This is a genomic window from Streptomyces sp. CG4, from assembly GCF_041080655.1.
Taxonomy (GTDB): Bacteria; Actinomycetota; Actinomycetes; order Streptomycetales; family Streptomycetaceae; genus Streptomyces.
The window spans coordinates 9289549-9313071 of record NZ_CP163525.1; the positions used below are offsets into that span (position 1 = coordinate 9289549).

22 protein-coding genes and 1 pseudogene are annotated in these 23523 nt (G+C 69.8%); 11 read left to right on the top strand and 12 right to left on the bottom strand.

The features are described 5' to 3' along the window. Positions 1–82: 82 nt before the first annotated feature. Positions 83–2425, bottom strand: coding sequence for an ArnT family glycosyltransferase (locus AB5L52_RS42860; protein ID WP_369368486.1), 2343 nt, complete (start codon positions 2423–2425; stop codon positions 83–85). A 458-nt stretch (positions 2426–2883) separates the two neighbouring features. On the opposite strand from AB5L52_RS42860, the gene AB5L52_RS42865 reads away from it, so the two are divergent. Next, entirely contained in the window at positions 2884–4053 is a 1170-nt protein-coding gene (locus tag AB5L52_RS42865; RefSeq protein WP_369368487.1) for a glutamate--cysteine ligase, read from the top strand. Between the two features lie 71 nt (positions 4054–4124). On the opposite strand, the gene AB5L52_RS42870 is transcribed toward AB5L52_RS42865, so the two are convergent. Beyond that, the gene (locus tag AB5L52_RS42870; protein WP_369368488.1) at positions 4125–4967 is read right to left on the bottom strand and encodes a lipocalin-like domain-containing protein; all 843 of its coding nucleotides are present in this window, start codon (positions 4965–4967) and stop codon (positions 4125–4127) included. A 212-nt stretch (positions 4968–5179) separates the two neighbouring features. Here AB5L52_RS42870 and AB5L52_RS42875 point away from each other — a divergent pair, with 212 nt between their 5' ends. Continuing rightward, entirely contained in the window at positions 5180–6541 is a 1362-nt protein-coding gene (locus AB5L52_RS42875) for an aminopeptidase C (RefSeq protein WP_369368489.1), read from the top strand. A gap of 86 nt (positions 6542–6627) precedes the next feature. On the opposite strand, the gene AB5L52_RS42880 is transcribed toward AB5L52_RS42875, so the two are convergent. Continuing rightward, positions 6628–7050, bottom strand: coding sequence for a hypothetical protein (locus AB5L52_RS42880; protein ID WP_351027236.1), 423 nt, complete (start codon positions 7048–7050; stop codon positions 6628–6630). A 151-nt stretch (positions 7051–7201) separates the two neighbouring features. On the opposite strand from AB5L52_RS42880, the gene AB5L52_RS42885 reads away from it, so the two are divergent. Next, positions 7202–8179, top strand: coding sequence for an asparaginase (locus tag AB5L52_RS42885; RefSeq protein ID WP_369368490.1), 978 nt, complete (start codon positions 7202–7204; stop codon positions 8177–8179). Positions 8180–8326: 147 nt separating this feature from the next. On the opposite strand, the gene AB5L52_RS42890 is transcribed toward AB5L52_RS42885, so the two are convergent. Together AB5L52_RS42890 and AB5L52_RS42895 are read right to left on the bottom strand one after the other, a co-directional pair. Next, entirely contained in the window at positions 8327–9472 is a 1146-nt protein-coding gene (locus AB5L52_RS42890) for a DUF2993 domain-containing protein (RefSeq protein ID WP_369368491.1), read from the bottom strand. Positions 9473–9907: 435 nt separating this feature from the next. Continuing rightward, positions 9908–10822 (bottom strand): annotated as a pseudogene (locus tag AB5L52_RS42895) (gluconate permease); the annotation flags it as partial. A gap of 76 nt (positions 10823–10898) precedes the next feature. Between AB5L52_RS42895 and AB5L52_RS42900 the strand changes: the two are divergent. Further along, the gene (locus AB5L52_RS42900; RefSeq protein WP_369368492.1) at positions 10899–11567 is read left to right on the top strand and encodes a hypothetical protein; all 669 of its coding nucleotides are present in this window, start codon (positions 10899–10901) and stop codon (positions 11565–11567) included. A gap of 48 nt (positions 11568–11615) precedes the next feature. Here the strand turns inward: AB5L52_RS42900 and AB5L52_RS42905 are convergent, their stop codons facing one another. Next, a complete protein-coding gene (locus AB5L52_RS42905) occupies positions 11616–12428 on the bottom strand; it encodes an amidohydrolase family protein (protein ID WP_351027243.1) in 813 nt (270 codons plus the stop codon). A 590-nt stretch (positions 12429–13018) separates the two neighbouring features. Here AB5L52_RS42905 and AB5L52_RS42910 point away from each other — a divergent pair. Then, positions 13019–13510 (top strand): peptidylprolyl isomerase, encoded by a 492-nt coding sequence (locus tag AB5L52_RS42910; protein WP_351027245.1) that lies wholly within the window; start codon positions 13019–13021, stop codon positions 13508–13510. 154 nt (positions 13511–13664) lie between these two features. Beyond that, on the top strand, positions 13665–14390 hold the full coding sequence (locus tag AB5L52_RS42915; protein WP_351027246.1) for a hypothetical protein: 726 nt from the start codon (positions 13665–13667) through the stop codon (positions 14388–14390). 69 nt (positions 14391–14459) lie between these two features. Here AB5L52_RS42915 and AB5L52_RS42920 read toward each other — a convergent pair whose 3' ends face one another. Beyond that, positions 14460–14897, bottom strand: coding sequence for a VOC family protein (locus tag AB5L52_RS42920; protein WP_369368493.1), 438 nt, complete (start codon positions 14895–14897; stop codon positions 14460–14462). A 183-nt stretch (positions 14898–15080) separates the two neighbouring features. Here AB5L52_RS42920 and AB5L52_RS42925 point away from each other — a divergent pair, with 183 nt between their 5' ends. Next, positions 15081–15743 (top strand): hypothetical protein, encoded by a 663-nt coding sequence (locus AB5L52_RS42925; RefSeq protein ID WP_369368494.1) that lies wholly within the window; start codon positions 15081–15083, stop codon positions 15741–15743. 113 nt (positions 15744–15856) lie between these two features. On the opposite strand, the gene AB5L52_RS42930 is transcribed toward AB5L52_RS42925, so the two are convergent. Then, entirely contained in the window at positions 15857–16870 is a 1014-nt protein-coding gene (locus AB5L52_RS42930) for an urea transporter (RefSeq protein WP_351027250.1), read from the bottom strand. Positions 16871–17046: 176 nt separating this feature from the next. Between AB5L52_RS42930 and AB5L52_RS42935 the strand changes: the two genes are divergently transcribed. Beyond that, positions 17047–17289, top strand: a complete 243-nt coding sequence (locus tag AB5L52_RS42935) for a Smr/MutS family protein (RefSeq protein WP_369368495.1) — start codon at positions 17047–17049, stop codon at positions 17287–17289. Positions 17290–17439: 150 nt separating this feature from the next. Here the strand turns inward: AB5L52_RS42935 and AB5L52_RS42940 are convergent, their stop codons facing one another. After that, positions 17440–18759: a S53 family peptidase gene (locus AB5L52_RS42940; RefSeq protein ID WP_351027253.1), complete on the bottom strand. Its 1320-nt coding sequence runs from the start codon at positions 18757–18759 to the stop codon at positions 17440–17442. 180 nt (positions 18760–18939) lie between these two features. Between AB5L52_RS42940 and AB5L52_RS42945 the strand changes: the two genes are divergently transcribed. Continuing rightward, positions 18940–19761, top strand: a complete 822-nt coding sequence (locus AB5L52_RS42945; RefSeq protein ID WP_351027255.1) for a helix-turn-helix domain-containing protein — start codon at positions 18940–18942, stop codon at positions 19759–19761. Between the two features lie 36 nt (positions 19762–19797). Here the strand turns inward: AB5L52_RS42945 and AB5L52_RS42950 are convergent, their stop codons facing one another. From AB5L52_RS42950 to AB5L52_RS42960, 3 genes are all read right to left on the bottom strand, one after another. Then, positions 19798–20028, bottom strand: coding sequence for a hypothetical protein (locus AB5L52_RS42950; RefSeq protein WP_351027257.1), 231 nt, complete (start codon positions 20026–20028; stop codon positions 19798–19800). A 113-nt stretch (positions 20029–20141) separates the two neighbouring features. After that, complete coding sequence (locus AB5L52_RS42955) at positions 20142–20435, bottom strand: hypothetical protein (protein WP_351027259.1); 294 nt, start codon at positions 20433–20435, stop codon at positions 20142–20144. Between the two features lie 80 nt (positions 20436–20515). Beyond that, on the bottom strand, positions 20516–21478 hold the full coding sequence (locus tag AB5L52_RS42960) for a PLP-dependent cysteine synthase family protein (protein WP_369368497.1): 963 nt from the start codon (positions 21476–21478) through the stop codon (positions 20516–20518). Positions 21479–21672: 194 nt separating this feature from the next. On the opposite strand from AB5L52_RS42960, the gene AB5L52_RS42965 reads away from it, so the two are divergent. Next, positions 21673–22080 carry a YciI family protein gene (locus tag AB5L52_RS42965; RefSeq protein WP_369368498.1) on the top strand — a complete coding sequence of 136 codons (408 nt, stop codon included), beginning with the start codon at positions 21673–21675 and terminating at the stop codon, positions 22078–22080. A gap of 17 nt (positions 22081–22097) precedes the next feature. Continuing rightward, on the top strand, positions 22098–23243 hold the full coding sequence (locus tag AB5L52_RS42970) for an RNA polymerase sigma factor (RefSeq protein ID WP_369368499.1): 1146 nt from the start codon (positions 22098–22100) through the stop codon (positions 23241–23243). Positions 23244–23523: the final 280 nt, after the last annotated feature.

Consider the following 23523-nt stretch of genomic DNA (forward strand, 5'->3'; position numbering starts at 1 on the left):
ACGGTCCGCGGCTCGGCCATGACCAGAACCGCGGCCGTGCTCCCGCCAAGATGCATGGCAGGCGCCGGCGTTCGTCTCTCCGTCACCTGCCGGGACGGCACTGGTAGAGGGCCTGCTCGGTGGCACGGGCGCCGCTACGGCCGGCAGCGGGGCCGGAGATGAGGCCGGAGGCGACGCCATAGGCCGCGTTCGGGATACGGCGGCAGGACGACTGAACCCACGCGGTGATCTGCGCGCCGGCCGAAGTCCCGCCGGCTTCCCCGAACATGCCGCCCCCACCGCGCCCCGTGCCGCCCAGCACCACGTACTTCAGCTTGCCGGAGTCGACCAGTTGCCGGAACTGCGCCGTGCTCGGGAACGGCACCCTGCCGCTGAAGCCGCCGAGCGGCAGTACATGGGCCCCGGTGGCGAGGATGTAGGGAGCCGCGCCGCTCCAACTCGCGGTGGCGAAGACGTACGTGGCCGATCCCCGGTGCGCGGACGTGTAGGCGAGCAACTTGCGCTGGCTGGCGGTGAGTTGGCCGTCTGCGTTGGGGCCACCGAAGCCGCCCGAGCCAACGGCATCGGCGAAGTCGCCGGCACCGGCAGGATCGCTGAAGTCGCCGAGATCGCTGAGGCCGCGCGCCCCGTCGGTTCCTGCCACCCGGCGGCGCTCCGTGCCACCTGCCCAGGACACCCGCCCGCCAGGGCGGCCCGCTGACCTCACAGAACCGTGGCCGCGGGTCATGCCGGACGGGCCGACCGCGCCCATCCCCGAGTCCCGGTACGAAGGCCTGAGCACCTGTGCCGCCCATGCACTGGGCGCGATGAGCATCGCCACGAGGGACACGACCAGCCCGACCAGGGCGAGCCGGCCGCCGGACGCCGCACGCACGGTCCTCGCCAGCACCAGCAGGACAACGGCGGCGAGACCGAGCAGGCCCACCACGGGCGCCAGCCACGGCAGGAACGACGGGAACCGGTCCGCGACGTACGCGCTCCACGCGGCCGTCGCCGCCACCGCTCCGGGCAGTGCCCATGCGCGAGGGCCGCCCGCCCGGTAGGCGCGCCACAGCAGCACGACACCGGCACCGGTGAGCGCGGCGAGGGGAACCGCGATCACCCCCATGTAGTACGTGTGGCCGCCGACGCTGCCCGCGCTGAAGACCAGGAAATACGTCGCCAGCCAGGTGCCCCACAGCACGAATCCGGCACGCGAGCGGTCGGTGAGGGGCTTGCCGCGGCGCCACAGGAGACCGCAGACGCAGGCGAAGGCACCCATCGGATACAGCCAACCGGTCTGCGAGGCCAACGACGCGCCGAACATCTTCGACCAGCCGTTCTGGCCACCGCCCCACCCGCCACCGGCGCGGAACCCGCTCCCGGCGCCCGGCCCGGATCCCGCCGCAGGCCCGAGTGCCCGGCCCCCGGAGTTCCGCACCCCCTGGGCCCCGCTCGCCCCGGTAGAGCCATCGAAGCCGCCCCTGTGGCTCACGGCACCGCCGGCTCCGGCGATCGATAGCGACGCCTGCCCGTGCCCGCCCGCGCCGCCGCCCTGTGTGGCGCTCACACTGCCGGTGGAAGCGGCGCTGATACCGAGCGAGGAGAAGCGGTTCAGGAAGTTATAGCCGACCACCATGCTGAACGCGGAGTTGTTGGTGGTGCCATCCACATAGGGGCGATCCTTGGCCGGGACGAGCGTCACCGCGAGCATCCACGAAGCCGAGACCGCGGTCATCACCACGGCGGACAGCGCCAGGTGTGCCAGCCGCTTCCGCAGGGTGACCGGCGCCGACACGAGGTAGACAAGGGCGAGCGCCGGCAGCACCGCCCAGGCTTCCAGCATCTTGGCCTGGAAGCCGACGCCGACCCACACACCGGCGGCCACCAGGGGACGCAGCCGGCCGTGCACGGCGGCGCGCTGGGTGGCCTCAGCGGCCAGCAGCACGCAGAGCGTGAAAGCGGGGTCCTCGACGGCGGTACGGAAGAGCCCCACGGCCACCGGGGTCACCAGGAACGCCGCGTCGGCTATCAGCGCCGCGTGGGCACCGGCCCAGCGGTTCACCACGCGGTGCAGCACCAACAGGCCGGCCACCCCCTCAAGGACCTGGGGCAGGACCAGCGCCCACGGATGAAATCCGAAGAGACGGGCAGAAAGAGCTTGCGGCCAAAGGAATCCCGGCAACTTGTCCAGAGTGATGGAGTTTCCCGGATCGAAAGAGCCGTAGAAGAATGCCTTCCAGCTCTCCGTCATGCTGCGTGCGGCGGTCGCGTAAAAAGTGTGGTATTGGCTGTGTTCGATACCCCATGTGTACAGCACGGCCGCGAGCACGGTGATGACCAGGAGGGTCGGACGCGCATATCCGGGCTGGTACGCCGGCGACCTCCAAGGGGCGCGACGCATGATGCGGAGGGAGGCGGTCGGCCTGAGAACTGTCGTAGCCATGACCGGCATTCTTCGGCACCACCGGAGCCCGTCCCGGCGAAGTGGTGGATTTCAAGAAGATTCTTGTCAGATCGAGGGAAGTCCTTTACTGGCCTTGCCCGGTCTTATATCCCGGAAGTGCATTGCATTGCCTCCCGCACAATGAATCCGTACACAGGAATTCAACAGGCGATACACAGATGACGGAGAAGGAGCCGGGCGAGTCGGTTCTCTCGCCCCACGTGCACCTACGGTGCTTTGGCCCACGGCCGCCGCACAGGTCACGGGCGGTCTGCGCGCTCAGATGGTGGCCGGGCAACCGCTTGCAGCGACCCCGCCGAACCCTCAGCATGGCCTTTCCCACCCGTTGTTCGGCAGGGAGTGGCCCATGCGCCCGAGCGTGTGCGTACCGGCCGCCGACCGCGCGGAACGCGACGGGCGGATGCCGGTGTCCTGTGTCCTTCCGGAAGGGGCTGGACGTGCCAGAGCCGTTTGATGCCGTGACTCCTGCCGTCGTCGGCGGACCCGGGTTCCCACCGGAGGTGCCCGCACCGCCGACGGTCGGGGTCGAGGAGGAGTTCGTCCTGGCCGACCGGCACAGCCGGTCGGCCGTCTACAGGTCCCCTTCCGTCGTGGACGCCGCTCGCGCTCACCTCGGCGGCCCGCACGCCACCCCGGAACTCTCGCTGTCGCAGCTGGAGACCGTCAGCGCGGTGTGTCGTACCGCCGCAGAACTGGAAGCGGAAATCGTGCGATTACGCACCGGAGCGGCCGCCGCCGCGGCCGAGTACGACTGCCTGCTGGTGCCCAGCGGCATGCCGGTCCTCGGCCGTCCCGGGCCACCGCCCCTCCTCGACCAGGCACGTTACCGCGCCCTCGCCCGCCGCTTCGGGCCCCTCGTCCACGGGCAGGGTGTGAACTCCTGCCACGTGCACGTCGGCGTGACCGACCGCGACGAAGCCATACAGGCGGTCAACCATCTGCGCGGCTGGATGCCCCTGCTGCTGGCCCTCACGGCCAACTCCCCGTACAGCGACGGGTCGGACACCGGCTATGCCAGCTGGCGCTCGATGGTCTGGAACCGCTGGCCCTCGGCGGGACCCCCGCCCTACCTGCGCGGGGTGGCCCACTACGAATGGCTCGTCGCCCAACTCGTGGCCGGCGGCGCGGCGATGGATCCGGCCATGCTCTACTGGCACGTGCGCCCCTCGGCGCACCTGCCCACCATCGAGGTACGCGTCGCGGACGTGCTGCCCGACGCCGGAATCACCACCGCGTACGCGCTGCTCGTCCGCGCCCTCGTCGCGCACGCCGTCGAGACGGTACGCGCCGGCGAACCCGCACCGGACGTCCCCGACCTGCTCTTGAGGGCGGCGTCCTGGCAGGCCGCCCGGCAGGGGCCCATCGGCACCCTGCCCGGCACCCACACCCGCGACTGTGCCCCCTTGCCGGTCGGCCGGCTGATCGAGGAGCTGTGGAAACGGGTCGAGCCACACCTCAGCCGGCACGGCGACGACCAGCGCGTCGGCGACTGGCTGAGCGATGTCCAGCACAAAGGCTCAGGCTCCGCGCGGCAGAGGCATGTCGCACGACAGCATGAGGACGGCTTACGGGCTGTGGTGGACGACCTGGCAGTAGAGCTTCCGTAGATCTGTAGATCCGTAGATCCGAACTCGTCCGAGCCGGCCGATGGCGTCGGAGCCGGTCGGCGGCATCCGTGTCAGCCGATGACGTCGGTGAAGCCGTGTCCGGTGATGTCCTCGCCCGCGAGAGTGCCGGTCGCGTGACATGCGCCGGTGTAGGCGCCCGGGGCGTCGGAGAGCGCGTGATGCGAGACTTCGAGGGAGGCGTCAAGGGCGGGGATGGCGAGAACCCAGTTCCCGTTGTGGTCGGTTCGCTGAGCGTGGGTGATCAGGTGCGAGCCGTCGGCAGTGAGCTGGGTGAGCCAGGACGTGCCGTCTCCCACGGTGTCCCAGACACTCAGATACCGGCCCGCACCGAGGTCGAGCCCGAGCCAGGTGAAGCGCGGCGGCTGGGTGATGCCGGCAACCCACTGCCGGTCGAACCAGGTGCGTCCGTCGACCTGATGCGTGGTGCCCTCGACGGTGATGGTTCCCGACGTGATCAGACCGGGCAGCGCGTATTGCCCGGTCGTCCCGCCGAAGAAGGGGAAGACTCCGCCGCCGCCGTTGTAGAGGACGGGATCCTCGCGCCGAAGGACGAGCCGAATCGACGCGGTGTCCGTCGTACCCGAGATGTCGAGTCGGTCCAGGTCTCCGCTCACGGCCAGGACCGACGTCTGCACATCGAGAGAATCCGCGGACACCTTCACTTCGTCGACGGCTTCACCGGCGTACTTGCCGCTGGTATGGCCGTCGCCTTCCTCGAGCATCGCGACCGTGCTGTGACAGACACCCTCCATCGTCATCGTGTGGATCTTCACCCAGAAGACCTTCTCACCCTCCCGCAGCCTGGCACAGAACCACCAGGAGTCCGCGTTGTCGGGGGAGGTCGGGGCGAGGCCATGGGCGGCGTCGATCAATGTGGGGCGGGTGGTGGTCATCGAATCTCCTGTCACCGGGCGGTAGTTGCCGCCTGACCTCATTGAACCAAAGGGCCGCTGCCGACCAGTGGGCGCGCACGCGCCACGGGAACCCGGCGGCACTTCGCGGCGGCGGTGGCTCACCCCCGATACTCCGTTGACTCCGACTGAACGGCGTGTAACGGTGAAGGCGCGCTCTTCTCGAGAATCACCGGTACGGGAGGCTGAACCCTGTGACCTTCGGAAACGACGACTCCCGCCAGGCCATGGATCGCAGTCTGACGTCAGATCAGATCGAAGTCTTCGAGAAGGAGTTCGCCGCCCGTCCGCAGAACCGGCTGATGCAGAACGCCGTCACCCAGACACCCGTGGACGATGTGGCCCTGGACCGTCGGATCCTCACCGGCATCGACCACTCCGTCTCCCACCACCTGGACGACTGGAAGGCCACCAACCAGAAGCAGAGCGGGCGCTGCTGGATGTTCGCCGGGCTCAACCTGCTCCGGGTCGGCGCCGCGCGGAAGCTGGGAGTGAAGGACTTCGAGTTCTCCCAGAACTACCTGCTCTGGTGGGACAAGTTCGAGCGGGCGAACCATGTCCTCGAGGCGATCATCGAAACCTCCGACCGTGACGTGGACGACCGTACGGTCGCGCACCTGCTGGCGGACCCGATCGGCGACGGCGGCCAGTGGAACATGTTCGTGGCGCTGGTCGCCAAGCACGGTCTCGTACCCAAATCGGCCATGCCGGAGACCGACAGCTCCTCCGCGACACGGGCGATGAACCGCGCCCTGAAGACCCTCCTCCGCCAAGGCGCCCACGAACTGCGCGGGCGGGCCGCCGAGGGGGTCGCAGCGCAGCGGGAGCACAAGCGGGAGGTGCTGGCCGCCGTCCACCGGGTGCTCAGCATCCACCTCGGCACGCCTCCCCAGCGGTTCCTGTGGCAGTGGGAGGACAAGGACAAGCAGTTCCACCGCGACGGCTGGCTCACCCCGGCGGAGTTCGCCGCCGCGTATGTGCAGCTCCCGCTGGACGAGTACGTCTGCCTGGTGCACGACCCGCGGGAGTCGAGCCCGGTCGGCCGTACCTTCACCGTCGAGTACCTGGGCAACATCGTGGACGCCCCGCCGGTCGTCTACCTCAACGTGGAGATGGAGCTGCTGAAGCGGCTGGCGATGGACACGATCGTCGGCGGCGAGCCGGTGTGGTTCGGCTGCGACGTGACCAAAATGATGCGCTCGGACGCCGGCGTCTGGGACGCCGGGCTCTTCGACTACGCGGCCGTCTACGACACCCCCTTCACCATGGACAAGGCCACCCGGCTGCTGCACCACGACACGCAGATGACCCACGCCATGCTGTTCACCGGCGTCGACGTGGTCGACGGCGGCCCGCGTCGCTGGCGGGTGGAGAACAGCTGGGGCGAGGAGAAGGCCGACAGGGGCTTCTGGACCATGAACGACTCATGGTTCGGTGAGCATGTCTTCGAGATCGCGGTCCGGCGTTCCGCGCTGCCGCCGGAGCTGTCCGCCGCCCTCGACCAACCGCCGATCGTCCTCCCTGCCTGGGACCCCATGGGCGCCCTCGCCGACTGAGAAGGCCGAGGAGGAGGGCTCGTACGCCGCCTTCAGGTGGCAGGCTTCCGGCGTTCCATGCTGAGGAAAAGCTCTCGGGTCGGGGATCAGCCGATGAGTGCGCGGAACTGTTCGAGCGTGCGGCGCCGCATGGTGAGGAAGGCGAGCCAGGAGCCGTCGGCGTAGTGCAGCCGGAAACGGGCCATCAGCTGTGTTCGCGGCCGGCGTTCGACCCGAACCACCCAGGCCCGCGGCACCTCCCACACGGGGGTGCCGTCCAGGGGACGGACCAGTCCGACGCGCTGGTCGGTCACGCGCAGCAGCAGCGCGCCGGAGGTGCGTGGCATCCCCGCCGCGATGCTGCCGCCCTGGCCGGACCGCGCGCCGATGTTGTTGACCAGCTGGTTCGCGATGATCCCGCCGATGCCGATTCCTTTGGCACTCTTGGCGGGGACGACGGAGCCGTACCCCAGGAGTTGCTCACCGGGGGCCAGTTGACTGAGAGCGGAACGCTCACGGAGGGCGGACATGCCCATGATCATAGGTGGCACAGGGAGGGCATGAGACACGGGCCCCAATGTCATCGACGTTGCACACAGCCGCGGATGTTCGCGTCGACCAGTAGGTTGGGGGCTGCCTTGCGGGATTCCGCTTGGCGGAATGCGGGCGAGGAGGCGGGCGTTGGGCGTCGTACTGCTGGCACTCGGCGGGACGATATCGGTGCCGGGTGGCGCGCGGGGAGCGCGGTTGAGCGGTGCGGAGATCACTGCGGCCGTACCGGGCCTGGCGGAGCTGGGGATCCCTCTGGACGTCCGGGACGTGCGGGCCGTGCCCAGCGGAAGTCTCACCTTCGCTCAGGTCCTCGACGTCGTCACCGTCGCTTCAAGGGCCGTGGCCGAGGGCGCGGACGGCGTGGTCGTCACGCAGGGCACCGACACCCTGGAGGAGACGGCCTTCCTGGCCGACCTCGTGTGGCCGCACGAGGCGCCGTTCGTGCTGACCGGTGCGATGCGGCAGCCCGCCATGGCGGGGGCGGACGGGCCGGCCAACGTACTCGCCGCCGTGCGTGTCGCCATGGCGCGGGAGGCGCGCGGCGCGGGTGCGCTGGTCGTCCTCAACGACGAGGTGCACGCGGCCCGATGGGTCCGCAAGACGCACAGCACGAGCACCGCGACCTTCGCCTCGCCCAGTGCCGGTCCGCTCGGGCACGTCGTCGAGGGCCGGGTCCGGATGCTCCTCGCCCCGCCCCGGCACGCGCCGCTGTCGGCCGGGTTGGACCGGGAGCGGCTCGCGGCCGCGCGTGTCGCTCTGCACGTGGTCACCCTGGACGACGACGGCATGCAGCTCCAGGGGCTCGAGACCACGCACGGGGGACTGGTCGTCGCCGGCTTCGGTGTCGGTCACGTACCCGGTGTGCTCGCGCCCCGGCTTGGCGCGCTGGCCGAGCGCATGCCGGTCGTGCTTGCCTCGCGCACCGGGAGCGGTTCGGTCCTGCGGGACACCTACAGTGCGCCCGGCTCGGAGCAGGACCTGCGGCAGCGCGGCCTGATCGACGGCGGATTCCTCGACCCGTACAAGGCCCGGGTGCTGCTCCGGCTGTTGCTGGCGGCCGGTGCCGGGCCCGATGACATCGCGGAAGCCTTCGCCCTGCGCGGCTGAGCCCGCTCTGCCTCGCAACCGTCCGACGGCGAACCACCCGACCGCAAATCACCCGACGGCGAACCGCCCAACGGCGAACCACCCGACGGCGGCGGTCGCGAAATGCCGTCGGGTGCGGGTGAGGTGACTGCTGGTACGAGGGTGCGTTCAGTGCCCCAGAAGCAGTCCCGTCCCCGCCACATCGGCGCGGATGCCGTCCTTGCCCACGGTCACGCTCTGTAGGCGCAGCGTGCCTCCGGGGGGTTTCGGGAGCTGGAAGGCGAAGGAGAAGCGGTCGGCGATCTGGGGACGGGTGAGCTTGGTCAGCGTGGTGAGCAGGGACGGGTCGAGGCCCAGCCGCTTGAGAAGGCCCGGGTGCGCGAGTGCCACGTCCACGAGGTTGATCTTGGTCAGCTCGTGCAGGAAGCGCGGGGCGCCGGTGAGTTGATGGAGTTTGTCCTCGTCGTGGAGCGCGGCGTTCACGACGCTGTCGGGAACACCCAGACGGTGCACGATCGCGGGGACCGTCAGGAAGGACTTGATCTGCTCCTCCTCCCGGCTGATCCGGCGCGCTGAGGCGGGGGTGAGGTGGAGGCCCTCGGTGGGCTTGGTGCCGGGCCGGTACGTCGCGAGGTCGTCGATGTCGAGCCGTATGCCGTCCACGGAGGTGGCGATGCCGCGTTCGCCGTCGCGCTGGATGCGGGCATCGGCCCGTACGCTCAGGTCGCGTCCCGCGATGCGCAGGGTGCCGTGGGCTTGCACGCGGTCGGGTCCCTGGGCCGTGAAGGCCACCTGCGAGGCGCCGAGTTCGCGGTTCATGTCGTCGAAGGAGAGCAGTACCTGGCCGTGCATCTCGCGAACGAGTGCGCCGCGCACCGTCGTCGGTCCGTCGCCGTCGATGCGTATGTCGTTGGCCGTCGCGGTCACTTGGGTGAGGGTGACGCGGTGAGCCGGGATGTCGGGGACGGTGACCCGGACCGAGTCCAGGCGCCCTGCGGCCACCTGAGTGAGGAACGGAAACCCGCCGATCGAGACCTCGGGGGCCGCGGCGAGATGCATCGTGGCCTTGAGCCGTTCGGACGCCTTGTGCTCGGCGTAGAGCAGCGCCCATCTGTCGGCCAGGACGAGGAGGCAGGCGAGGGTCAGCACCCAGACGAGGAAGCGGACGATGATGGGCAGACCGGTGGCGCGATTACGGCGGCGGCTGCCGCGCCGGTGATTGGGCGGCTCCCAGGGTTCGTTGTCGTCGTACTGGGCCGCCCTGCCGTCCTCGTCGTCCTCGGTGAGGAAGTCCTCCAGCGGATTGTCTGCCAACGACGCCAATTCGTCGTATGGATTGCGGCCGGACGGAACCGGAGCGGTAGGTGGCCCGTCCGACTGAGCAGGTTGATGCGTCTGTTTGTGGGGGGTACGCATCGGCAGATTTCATCACATAGTCACACCCGGTCCGCAAGTCCTACTTGAAGTAAGAGGCGAAATGAGTCACTTCACCACTGGTACGCGAACCGGCTCGACCGGTGGGTGGGCCGGCTCGTCTCCCGCACGACCCGCGCCGCCGTGGCCGACCACCTCGTGACGTGTGCCGGGACTTGCGTGCCCCGAGAGGCCGCCGTGTCAGTCGACCGGATCCCGATCGAAGGACGGACTGATCGTGCCACACCACATGTACGAGGACGGCTTGGCCGTCCGCGAGGCGTTCGGCTGATGTCCGGTTGGGCTCACACCGTGAGGGCGTCCAGGATCGACTCCCAGGATCATCGCCATCGCCTGGGCGGCCGACCGGCAGGAGGCGCTGACCTCTTCCAGGCTGCGGCCGATCCGCGGGCCGAACGCCCAGATGGCGACGCCCAGCGTGAGCAGCAGCGCGACGGGTGCGGAACCGATGAAGGCGATGAAGTGCGGGACGGGCCCCGACCCGGAGGTGGCCAGGTCGGTCACTGCGGCTCCGGCGATGAGCACCACGGGCAGCAGGGTCATCGACAGCGACCAGCCCATGCCCGGTATCTCCTCGTCGGTGAAGACGCGGTCACTGACCAGGCCGGTGGGTATGGAGGGGTTCATCTTCCGGATGAACGGAAGACGCGGCCACACCAGGGCGATCAGCGCGCCGGCCGGGACGGCGATGAACAGGCCGTAGAGCAGGGTCAGTCCGACGGAAGCGTGGAAGGTCGCGGCGACCGAGGTCGGACCGGGGTGCGGCGGCAGGAAGCTGTGCATCGTGGACAGGGCGATCGACATCGGCAGCCCGACCCAGAGCAGATTCGCCCGGGTGACGCGTACGAGGGTGAAGGCGACCGGCACGATGATGACGAAGGCGACCTCGTAGAATATCGTGACGCCGGTCAGCATGGCGGACAGACCCATGGCGACCTGGACCCAGCGTGGGCCGCAGAGATCGAGCAGTCTGCCGGCGATCCGCTGGGCCGCGCCGGAGTCGCCCATCACCCGGCCCACCATCGCGCCGAGTCCGATGGTGAGCATGGTGTCGCCCATCTGTCCGCCGATGCCCTCGGAGAGCACGTCGGGGATCTTCTCCAGCGGGATGCCCCGGGCGAGGCCGACTCCCACGGCCACGAGGAGCAGGGCGGCGAAGCCGTTGAGCTTCAGCTTCGTCATCAGGAAGAGCAGGATCAGCACGGCGATGGCTACGACGACAAGTGGCATGGGCCAGTCCCCCTGGTCGCCCACAATGGCGAGCACGATGACGCTTGCCTGGTTCGCCCCTTCGGAGAGGAGAGGTATGCGGCCCGGACAGTCCGAAGAGGTGGCAACCCCCGCAAAGCTGCCGCCACGGCTGCAGCACGTCTACTGGATCGGGGGCGGGAGTGGCGCAGGCAAGTCGACGATCGCCCGCCGGCTCGCCGACCACTACGGCTGGCGCCTCTACGCGACCGATGACATGATGCGCGATCACGCGGGGCGGACCACGCCAGGGGAGGCTCCCTTGCTGCATCAGTTCATGAGCATGGACATGGACGAGCGCTGGGTGAACCGTTCACCGCACGTCATGCTGGAGACATTCCATTGGTTTCGAGGGGAAGGTTTCGGCCTGATCATCGAAGATCTCCTCCGCCTGCCCCAGGAGCCCTGCGTCATCGTCGAGGGCTTCCGGCTCCTGCCCCACCTCGTGAAGCCCCTGCTCGCCGCTCCTGACCAGGCCGTCTGGCTGCTTCCCACGCCTGATTTCCGTGCGGCCGCCTTCCGCAGCCGTGCCGCTGCTGGCGCAGGCTTTGTAGGGAAGACCAGCGATCCCGCCAAGGCCGGCCGCAATCTCGCCGAGCGTGACCGCATGTTCACGACACGCCTCCAGGAGGAAGCCGAGCGTCTGCGGCTGTGCGCCATCCGGGTCGACACCACGATGACGGAAGACGATCTCGCTGAGCGGGTGACGACGGCGTTCGGGCTCTGAGCCGGCCGGGACGCGGCCTCCTGTCCCGGGCCGGCCCGAGCTCGTTGATCAGAGGCTGAAGATCCGGCGGGCGTTCCCGGACAGGAAAAGCTCGGTGGCCTCCTCGTCCAGCTCCAGATCATCGAGGTGTTCCAGTGCCTGGGCCGGGGTGATCATGGGGTAGTTGGTGCCGAACAGCACTTTGCTACGGCCCCGGCCGCGCAGGTAGTCGACCAGTTCTCGTGGGTAGCGGCGAGTGGTGTAGGCGCTGGTGTCGATGTAGACGTTGGCGTGTTTGTCGGCCACGGCGATCATCTCCGTGGTCCATGGGTAGCCGATGTGCCCGCAGACGACGGTCAGTTCGGGGAAGTCGAGCGCGACCTGGTCGATGTAGGGGATGGGGCGGCCGGTTTCGGAGGGGCGCAGTGGGCCGGTGTGGCCGACCTGGGTGCAGAAGGGGATGCCGAGGTCGACGCAGGCGGCGTACAGCGGGTAGTACAGCCGGTCGGTGGGCGGCAGTTGCCACAGCCAGGGCACGATCCGCAGGGCGATGAAGCCGAGTTCCTCAACGGCCCGGCGCAGTTCGCGCACGGCCTGGACGGGCCGGGTGAGGTCCGCGCCGGCGACCCCGCGCAGCCGTCCGTCGGACTGGGCGACGAACTCGGCCACCTCGTCATTGCTGATCAGCGGGCCCTGTGGGCCGTACCAGGCCGCCGAGAGGCCGATCTCCACATCGGCCGCGGCCATGGCGGCCACGGTGGCCTCGACCGGCAATGGCTCCTCCAGGAGTGCCTGCCCCGTCCAGCGCCGCAACGACGCGAACATCTCGTGACGGGAGTGACGGAGCGTGGGGTGCTGCATCCATACGTCGACGACCGGCACGGACTCCTCGCCTCTCTCCTGGCGGCGCCGCCCATGGGGCACCCAAAGCGGCTGAGCAATCGCTTATCGCAACCCTAGTCGCTGTGTGTCACCGACGGCTACCCTGAGAGGCGGTAGCAAGGCAACTTCGCTCGGTGAGGAGCTGCCCATCTCTCGCCGATCGGGGAGCAGGGCGCGTCGAAGCCCCGCTCCGGGCCGCTTTGCGAACAGGGTGCGTGGGGATCACGAGCACGGTGAACGGCGGCCCGCCGGGCTGTCGCCCGGCCCGATGGCGTGTGCGGTTTTGGCCCCCGCTGGTCCGCCGTCCCGGGACTGGCGGACCGGCGCCCTTGCGGACGCTCTTGCGGGGTAACCGGAACCTACGCTTCCCTCGTTCGTGACGGAAGCCCTACAGGTGTGTGGTCCAGCTCACGTTGGTCCGGTCGGGGCGTGGACCGTCATCGCCGGGCTTCGCCTTCGCGGGGTCGGGGTGGGCCGGACCTGCGCTCCACCGGTCGCCCCGCCCCGGGCGAACACGCTCACCGGACACGGCCTCGAATGGCTCCGGGCCGTTCCCTCGGTTCCTCCGGACGGAGACCTACGATGGCCGAATGACCACAGTTCAGTTGAATACCTCCGCCGGGGACATCACCCTGGAGCTCGACGAGTCGAAGGCGCCGAAGACCGTGGCGAACTTCCTCGAGTACGTCAAGTCCGGCCACTACGAGGGCACCATCTTCCATCGGGTGATCTCCGGTTTCATGGTTCAGGGCGGCGGCCTGACCGCCGACATGCGGCAGAAGCCGGCACCGCAGCGGGTGGAGAACGAAGCCAAGAACGGCCTGCGCAACGACAAGTACACGGTGGCGATGGCGCGGACCTCGGATCCGCACTCGGCGAGCGCGCAGTTCTTCATCAACACCAGCGACAACGACTTTCTGAACTACCCCGGCCAGGACGGCTGGGGTTACACGGTGTTCGGGAAGGTCGTCGCCGGCACCGATGTCGTGGATCAGATCGATGGGGTTCCCACCACGTCCCGAGCCGGGCATGGCGATGTGCCGGTGGAGCCGGTGACGATCTTGTCCGCTCAGCTGGCCTGACATCAGTGTCTTCACTGCGTGGCCTCTCGCCGAGGCCACGCAGTGAACACATGCCACCCTCGACGGCCCCCGGGCGAGCAGAGCGCCGGCCAAGCGCCGTGCGCTCCGGCGCGCAGCCCTGCTCACCGCCGCCGCGGCCCTGGGTGCGACCGCGTTGCACCCGGCCTCAGCGTCGGCCGCCGCGCGCCCACGGCTCGTCGTCACCCACGGCGGCACCACCGCACACCCGGCCGTGTACGACGGCCACGGCCGCAGCGTCGTCGGCATCATGGTCGTGGCGAGCCACGTGATCGTGGAGAACTACGGGGTCACCCGGCCCAAGGCGCCCGGCGTCGAGATCACCGGCGATGACATCACCGTACGGAACAACACCCTCGTCAGTCCGCACGGCGGCGACGGAGACGGGATGCGCTTCTTCGGCGACGACCTGAAGATCCAGCACAACACGGTCCCCGGCACGTCCAACCGCTACGGTCACGCCGACTGCATGCAGACCTTCGCCAGCGACACTCCGCCCAGCCGTCATGTGCTGATCGAGGGGAACCGCTGCGAGCACGTCGACAACATGTGTGTGATGGCCGAGGGCCCCAACGACGGGGAAGGCGACGGGCACGGCCACACCCTGGACTTCACCATCTGCGACAACTACTGCGAGACCCTGAAAGCGTCCCAGGCCCTGATGTTCGAGGACGTGCAGCACCTCACCATCGCCGGCAACACCTTCGCCGCACCCACCGACCACGCCATGGGCCTGGCCATCCACTCCACGAACGCCCACGTCCACGCCAATAGGACGAACCCCCACGTCCGTTACGAAGTCGGCATCGATGCCTCCTCCCGCCCCGGCTACCGCGGCCCCAACCCGGGCGGCCCACCCTGACCGGTCCCGTCCCGGGCCGGAGTCAGCGCGAACTGGGCGCCCGTGTATGGGACTTCGGTGATCCTCCACTCAACCGGCCGGTGGGGGCTCTTCACCGAAGACCCAGGGCGCCAGCACGACTTGCCAGCCGTCCGGGTCCTCGAAGAGGACGGCGCCGTGTTCCGGCCAGTAGGGGTTCGCGGCGGGCACCGGACTGTGACCGTGCTCGACGAGCCGCCGGGCGGCGACGGCGACGGCCTCGGGGCCGCGAAGGTAGAGCACCAACTGGTTCTCCGGATGCGGCTCGGGGACGCGGGGCGGGTCACCGTGCTGCAGCAGCTCCATGTGCACCGGAGTGCCCGGCAGGCCGAGGACGACGCCGTCGTAGCCCTGGTGGCCGCGCCATTGGGCGAGAACCAGCAGGCCGAGGACATCACGGTAGAAGACGAGTACATCGTCGTACTTGGCGGTCGGGCGGGCGAAGCGGACCGCTCCCACGTCGAGATGGTCGGGCCAGGAATGCGACATGCGACGATGCTGTCACGCGCCCACCGAGAGCCGAATCGGCCTTTGGACCTACGACGGGAGACCGGCGCTTGGTCTGTCCGGTGGTGGCCGGGCGAAGCGGACGCCGGAAACCGGGCGGGGACGGTGGGCGTCATCTGACAGAGAGGGCGACCCGGTCGGCGAAGAAGCACGGGGGGCGCGGCGATGATGTTCTGGCGTGAGCCGTTGTGGCTGTGGGTGCGGGTGCTGGTCCTTCTGGTGGCGGCGGGCGGGATCGTGGCGTGTGTGCTGTGGGCTGCCGGGCAGTACGACGACGTCACGGCCTTCCGGCACGCCTCCGTCTGCCATGGCACGACGGACCACGGGTGTCTGGCGCCGGTGGCGGGTACGGTCGTCGACCGGCGCACCGGCGAGTCCTGCACCACGGACAGCAACGGCGTCCAGTCCTGCACCACCACCTACGAGCTCCGGGTGCGCCGCCCGGACCGCACGCAGTGGCTCGGCGTCGGCGGCGGCACGTACGAGGACGCGCACCGCGGCGACCCCTCGGACCTGCGGACCTGGCACGGTGCGGTGGTGCGCATGACGGTGGACGGCCACACCGAGACCTACTCTCCGCCGTCCTCGGACTCGATGGCGTGGCGGCTCAGCGGAGCCTGGCTGTTCCTGGGTCTGGCGTTGTGGGCGGTCGTGAGCGGGCGCCCGTCGGGTCTGATCGCGTTCCCGAACTTCGGGTGGCTGTGGCTGACCATCCCGTTCGGCATGCTCGTGCATGGCGTCCTGCTCGGTGACGTCTCCGAGCTGGTCTGGGCCGGGCTGATCGGCGCTTTCGGCGTGGGGTGGATGGTCTTCGCCTGGCGGTTGTGACCGGGGGTCACACCTGGGCGTGACAGGAACGGGGGTCGTACCAGCGGACCGCCCGCTCCGTCGGCGAGCGTGGCCGGGCAGGCCTGTCCGCGCGTAGCCGAGCGGGGCCTTCTTCAGGCGGATCCGAACTGCCCGCGGGCCGCGGTCTGGTCGTCGCGGAGCGGGGCGGCGGGACGGTCCGGACTGCGGCGCGTGCTCGGGCCGGTGAGGTGCGGGAAGCGGTGGGCGGCCAGCAGGAAGCCGAGTGCGGTGAGCACGAACGGCCACGTGAACGGGTGGCCGCCGGACGGGGCGAGCAGGGCGGCGGCGGCCGGTGTGAGGGCGGTCGCGGTCGCCGCGCCGAGCAGCGCGTACAGCAGCGTCGCCCGGGTGGCCGTCAGGAACACCCCGCAGAGCGCCAGCGCGACGAGCACCGCGTTGCAGCCCATCGTGCCGTCGGCGATGCGCGCGGCCGGCGCCCCGAGCGCCCAGGCCGTCACGATGCCGGTCGCGCTGCCGCAACAGGCCACCCAACCCGCCGTCCGGCTCGCCAGGAAGAGGCCCGCGAGCAGCAGGGCACCCGCGTACCACTGCTCCATGAAGAAGACTTGGGACAGACTGCGCAAGAACGCTCCTGCCACGTCGTACGGTCCCAGGACGGTGGGCCCGGATGCCGTGTGGGGGAGTGCGGCGCCGCTCCCGCCATGGGCCCGGATCCGCTGGAAGGCGGGCGCGGCAACGGTGACGGCGCCCGCCAGCAGGCAGAAAGGCAGGGTCAGCGTCGGCAGGTCCCAGACCCGCAGCAGTTGGCTCACGGCCGCCGTGACGACCGTGACTACGAGGCAGGCCGCGGCGGCGAGCAGTGCCGTGGCCGGCCTGCCCGCATCGAGGAACACGGCGAAGCAGAGCGCGGTCAGGCAGGAGTTGAAGCCCTCCAGCCCCGCCCGCACCCGGTCGCGGGGCACGCCCAGCAGAGATGCGGCACCGGTACCGAGGACGGCGCCTCCCACGCCGTAGGTGCCGTACCGCCAGTCCGCGAGGAACAGCACAGTGCCGAAGGCGGCGCCCGACCAGGCGTTGTCCAGGAACATGACCTGGGCGAGGCCGCGCAGCACGCACACCCCGAACTCCAGGCCGCGTCTCCGCATGCGACGCCGCATACCCCAGCCCCCCCAGCCCTACTTTCCGCTTGGCGGCATCATAATTCCACAATGCGACATTGCGGCATAGTGGTGCCTCGGGACGGCCTGATGGGCGGCTGCCGCATGGGAGGCTCTACGGCGGTGACCCTCACCCGTGCCGTATCACCCGGAGGCTCCGCATGATGTCGCTCGATCTCCACCCGATCTTCCGGAACAACCGCGACATCGAGCTGGCGCTGCGCCAGTTCCTCTTCAGGGCCAACCACACGGGCGAGTCGGTCGTGGAGATCATTCCGGGCAAGGGGTCCGGGCGCCTGAAGGCTCGTGTTCTCGCGTTCCTGGACCAGAAGCACATCAGGAAGCTGTACGTCCGGCGTGAGGTGGACACGGGAAACACCGGACGCATCCTTGTCTACTTCCAGTGAGGCGTGGCGGCCACGCCTGTCTCCGGCATCGCTGAAAACAGCACTTCGCCCCGCCGGGTGAGCGACGGGGCGAAGCGCTGCGGAGCCTGGAGCGACCTGCGGTGGCCGCTGGTGTCGGCTCAGGCCCGCTGTGTTGTGATCATGCGCTGCCTACTTGGTGAAGGCCGCGACACCGTTCGGGGTACCCAGACCCGTCGGGCCGTCGTAACCCTTGCCCGCCTTGCACAGGTAGTTGCTGCAGGACCCGTTGGCGCCGTCGGTGACGTCGTTCAGCTTGTCCGGGTGGGCGTACGGGTACGAGGCCGGAACGTCACCGGAACCCGGGGTGCCCGCGAGGGCGTAGACGCCGGCGATGAACGGGGAGGAGGCGCTGGTGCCGCCGTACACGTTCCAGCCGCTCGCCTGGTAGGTGTCGTAGACGGCGAGCCCGGTGGCCGGGTCTGCGACGGCCGCGACGTCGGCGACGCTGCGCTTCTTGCAGTCGGTGTCCTTCTGCCAGGACGGCTTGGCGTCGTACTGCGAGCAGCCCGAGCCCGCTCCGTCGCCGCCGGCGGACGTGCCCCAGACGGACTCGGAGTAGCCGCGGGTGCTGCCGTCCTTCTTGAGCGAGGTGCCGCCGACGGCGGTCACGTACTGGGAGGCCGCCGGGTACTCGACGCCGTAACCGCTGTCACCGGAGCTGACGGTGATGGCGACGCCGGGGTGCTTGAAGTACTGTTCGTCGGCCTTGGCGTTGTTGGCGTCCTCGCCGCCGCCGTAGCTGTTGGAGACGTACTTGGCGCCCTGCTTGACGGCCTGGTTCACGGCCGCACCGAGGTCGTCCATGTTGGCCGACTTGGCCTCGACGAGCAGGATCTTGCACTGCGGGCAGGCCGCGCTGACCATGTCCACGTCGAGGGAGATCTCACCGGCCCAACCCGCATCGGGCGTCGGGTAGTTGGAGCCGCCGTCCTGGTCGATCTTCTTGAAGCAGCCGTTGCTCGTGCTGCACTCCGGCAGGCCGTACTGCGAGCGGTAGGCCGCCAGGTCCTTCTCGGCGTTCGGGTCGTCGTTCGCGTCGACGATCGCGACGGTGGCGCCCTTGCCGCCGTCCTTGGGGAGGTTGTAGGCGGCCTGCAGGTCGGCCGGTCCGAAACCCTTGGGGGTGTCGTGCCGGCCGAGGGACTTCTGCGGCGCGAGGTCGGTGCGGACCTCTGCCTGGCAGGCCATGTAACCGGGCTTGCTCGGCTGCGAACAGAGCCGGTGCGTGTGCACCGCGGAGGCCGTGGACGAGGCGGTGGTGGTCGTCGTCGCGAAGGCCGTCGAGTAGGAGGCGGCGGCCAGGCCGCCGGTTATCAGAGCTGCTGCAGACAGGAGTGCGGGCGCGCCGCGACGTATGGGGTTCCTTCTGCGATGAGAATGCAATGAACTGCCCTCCGTGGGGGGATGGGTGGCTCCGCGACGGCGGCCGGTCGGCGATGCCGCGTACATGACAAACGCTTTCCGTTGGGGGTAGCCGTGCGGAGCCTGCTTCTGGGCATACTGCTGGTGCTGCCACCACGGTCAGTGGTGGCTCCACACGAGGCTATTGACTGTTTGCCGAAGAGAACAGAGGCAGTTGCGAAAACTTTGCCTCCAACTTCTCGGCGTGGGCATATACCTTGTGCAGCCATGGAGCTGGAAGATGGAACCATCAACGACCTCATGTCACTTGGGCTGGCGCGGTACGAGGCGCGGGTCTACCTGTCGCTCATCAGGCGTGGTTCCTACACGGCCGCCGAGGTGGCACGGGAGGCCGACGTGCCGCGCCAGCGCGTGTACGACGTGCTGGACGCGCTCGTACGACGGCAACTGGTCACCGCCCACCCCGGCCGGGTGGCCACGTACTCCGCCGTCACGCCCGAGCTGGCCCTCGCCCGACTGATGACCGTGCAACGCGAGTCCGTCGACCGGCTGGAGCGGGTCTCCCAGGAGCTGGCCGGTGCCCTGCAGCCGCTCTGGTCCCTGGGGCGGGAACACACCGATCCGCTGGACTACATCGAGATCCTGCGCGACCCCAAGGCGATCTCCGAGCGCTTCGCCGACATCCAGCGACAGGCGCGACACGAGCTGCTCACCTTCTGCAAGCCGCCGTTCGTCGCCCCCGCCGAGAACACGGAGGGCCTGGCGGTGGTCCGCCGACTCCACCGGGCGGGCGGTACCGTCCGGGCGCTCTACCTCGACGACGCCCTGAGCGACCCCGAGACGGTCGAGCACGTACGGCGCTTCGCCGCCGCCGGGGAGGAGGCCCGCTTCGCTCCCGAACTACCCCTGAAACTCGTCATCGCCGACGCCTCCCTCGTCCTGTGCGACATGCCCGATCCGGTGGCCGGCGCGGGCACCACCACCACACTCTTCATCGAGCACCCGGCCCTCGCGGGCTGCCTGCGGTTGGCCTTCCACACGGTCTGGAAGGATGCCGTCCCCGCTCCGGAGTCCAGCCTGGCGCCGTAAGCGCATGTCCTCGGCGCCGATGTGTGCCCCGGCCCGTCAGCGCTGTCCGCTCCGGGCCCTGTCGGTTTCGGCGGGGTCCGCAAGGGGATGACGGGCCATTTCTTCGTGGCTCGGGGGTGGGGGCAGGGTGACCGAGGGGTCGGGACGCGGCCCGTCGAGAAAGATGCCGAGGTGACGTGCGGTCAGCGCGGCGGCCTGCTCGGGCGGAAGGTGGGGGAGGGGGCGGCACAGCAGCGCGGTCGTGGTGATCAGGTCCACTGCGGTCACGTCCGCACGGATCACCTTGCGCCGGCGCCCCTGCTCGGGGATCTCTTCCAGAGCGGCGGCGATGTCCCGTTGCAGTTCACGCGCCTCGGGGGCGCCGGTCTGGGGCCCGCCGATCAGGGGCAGAACCAGCTGTCCCGGCTGTCGACCACGCTCTGCAGGAACGCCTGGACGGCGGCGGGCGGATCCGTCCGCGCCGACGTCGCCGCCGTCCGGGCGGCGTTCAGCACGATGCCGAATCCGTCGACGACGACCTGCGCGATCAGCGCGTCGCGGTGGGGGAAGCGCCGGTAGCGAGTGGCGATGGCCGCCTGCCTCGCCGCCCAGTGCGCACTGGACCGTGCGGCTCGCCACCGCGCCAAGCCCAAGGCGACCACACTGGAGCCGACCTGGGCGACCACGTGGGCCACGAGTGAGTCAACCGCGCCTGATCACAGCGGGATGCCTGCGCCGCCGGCCGGGCGGGTGCGGGTCGGTGTCGTGCGGTGGCTCAGACATCTGCCCAGAGATCGGTGGACAGGTACTTGAGGCCGGAGTCGCAGACGATGACGGCGAGGGTCTTTCCCCGCATCTCGCCGTCGAGCAGCTTCAGGGCCGCGGCGAGGTTGGCGCCGGAGGAGTAGCCCCCGAAGATGCCTTCCCGGCCGGCCAGTTGGCGGGCGGCGCTTCTCGCCTCGTCACCGGTGACCTGGACGAAGCCGTCGATCGGCACACCGGCCAGGAAGTCCAGGTCGCTCATGGCGTAGCCGCCGCCCTGTATCGGGTGATCGGGGTGGCTGAGGGGCCGTCCGGCCAGAACCGCGGCGCCGGCCGGTTCGACGACGTAGCAGCGTGCGGCCGGGTTGTGTTCCTTGAGGGCTTTGGTGACGCCCGCGTATGTCCCGCCCGAGCCGAGGAAGTCGACGAAGCCGTCGAGGGCGCCGCCCGTCTGCTGCCACAGTTCCCGGCCTGTGCCGTGGTAGTGGGCGAGCCAGTTGCCGGCGCGGTGGAACTGGTCGGCGCGGAATGCGCCGCGGCTCCGGGCGACCTCCCGCGCGGCGGCATCGACGCGTTCCAGGTCTCCGCCGGAAACCTGCCCCGGTACGGAGCCGGGCAGCTGGTCGACGAGGACCACCTCGGCGCCGAGCGCGGCCATCATCCGGGCCCGTTCCGGTGAGTTTCCCCTGGACATCACCGCGATGAACGGGTAGCCCTTGACGGCGCACACGATGGCCAGTCCGGTGCCCATATTGCCGCTGGTCAGCTCGACGACCGGTTGTCCGGGCCGGAGCAGTCCGGAACGTTCGGCCTCCTCGATGATCCCTTTCGCGGCACGGTCCTTCTTGGACCCGCCCGGGTTGAGGTAGTCGAGCTTGGCCAGAACGGTCCCGTCCAGCCCGCTCGTGATCCGGTCGAGCCGCACCAGCGGGGTCGCCCCGATCGCTTCCACGGCGGAGGACAGGACGTCGTTCATCGTCAATCCTCTGTTTCGCACTCATGGGTGTTCGTCAAGCCGAACGTTCATCGTCCCATGCCGAACAGCGGAGTGAGCCGGCGTGAAAAATTTCAGGCGCTGATTCGGACGGTGATGTCGAGAACCCGTAACCGGCTCCGTCCCCGTGGTGCATGCGGCCACAATGGGTCGCACCAGCACCGAGGAGAACCACGATGGCCAAATACCTGCTGCTCAAGCACTACCGCGGCGCTCCGGCTCCGGTCAACGACGTGCCCATGGACCAGTGGACGCAGGAGGAGATCTCGGCGCACGTGCGGTACATGCAGGACTTCGCGGCCCGGCTCGAGAAGACCGGCGAGTTCGTCGACGGACAGGCGCTCGCCCCCGAGGGGTCTTGGATCCGGTACGACGGTGAGGGACGCCCGCCGGTCACCGACGGCCCGTTCGCCGAGACCAAGGACCTCATCGCCGGCTGGATGGTGATCGACGTCGACACCTACGAGCGCGCCGTAGAGCTGGCCGGGGAGCTGTCGGCCGCCCCCGGGGCGGGCGGCAAGCCGATCCACGAGTGGCTCGAGGTGCGCCCGTTCCTGACCGCCCCGCCCACCATCACCGAGTGAGTTCTCAGGTGTCTCAGATGGACGAGGCCCTGCTGAGGAGCCTCACGCCGAGCGTGCTCGGCATCCTCGTCCGCCGCGGAGCCGACTTCGCGGCGGCCGAGGACGCCGTCCAGGACGCGCTGGTCGAGGCGGTCCGCGTCTGGCCGACCAGCCCGCCGCGGGACCCGAAGGGCTGGCTGGTCACCGCGGCCTGGCGCCGGTTCCTCGACGCGACCCGCGCGGACACCGCCCGCCGCCGGCGTGAGGAACGCCTCGACGCGGAGCCGGACCCCGGTCCCACGCCCACCGGCGACGACACGCTCCAGCTCTACTTCCTGTGCGCGCACCCCTCGTTGACACCGTCGTCCGCGGTCGCGCTCACGCTGCGCGCCGTCGGCGGGCTGACCACCCGCCAGATCGCCCAGGCCTACCTGGTGCCCGAAGCGACCATGGCCCAGCGGATCAGCCGGGCCAAGCGCACCGTCTCCGGCGTACGGTTCGACCGGCCCGGAGACGTCGCCACCGTGCTGCGCGTCCTCTACCTGGTCTTCAACGAGGGCTACTCCGGCGACGTCGACCTCGCGGCCGAGGCCATCCGGCTCACCCGGCAGCTCGCGGCCCAGGTCGACCACCCCGAGGTGGCGGGGTTGCTCGCCCTCATGCTGCTCCACCACGCCCGGCGCGCCGCCCGCACGGCATCCGACGGCAACCTGGTGCCGCTGGCCGAGCAGGACCGCGGCCGGTGGGACACCACATTGATCGCCGAGGGCGTCAAGATCCTGCAGTCGGCCCTCGCCCGCGACCGGCCGGGCGAATTCCAGGCCCAGGCCGCCATCGCGGCACTCCACGCCGACGCGCCCACCGCCGAGGAGACCGACTGGGTACAGATCGTCGAGTGGTACGACGAGCTCACGCGCCTGAGTGACAGCCCGGTCGTACGGCTCAACCGCGCCGTCGCCGTCGGTGAGGCCGACGGACCGCGCGCCGGCCTGGCGGCGCTCGCGGCGCTGGACGACTCACTGCCCCGCCACACCGCGGTGGCGGCGTACCTCCACGAGCGCGACGGCGACCTGGCGACGGCGGCACGCCTGTACGCCGAGGCGGCCCAGAAGGCCCCGAACGTCGCCGAGCGCAACCACCTGACACGCCAGGCGGCCCGACTCAACGCCCACCGACGCCGCTGACAGCCCACGCTCGGAATACCCCGCCCGGCCGCCCGAAAGCGGCTCACTCGGGCTTGTCCACGTCCAGCCCTGAGACCTGTCCGCCGAGCCTTGCCAGGCCCGCCGGGGCACCGAGCACGGCTCCGGACCGGGCACCCAACGCTCGGCCGTGGAGCGGGCGTTTGCCCACCAGCACTGCTGCCGCCGCCGACGCCTGTACTCAGCCGGCGATGCGAAGCCAGCATGATGACCGACCGGCCTGTCTAAGAAGTTGCTTGCTTGCCGCGGGAGTTGGATCGTT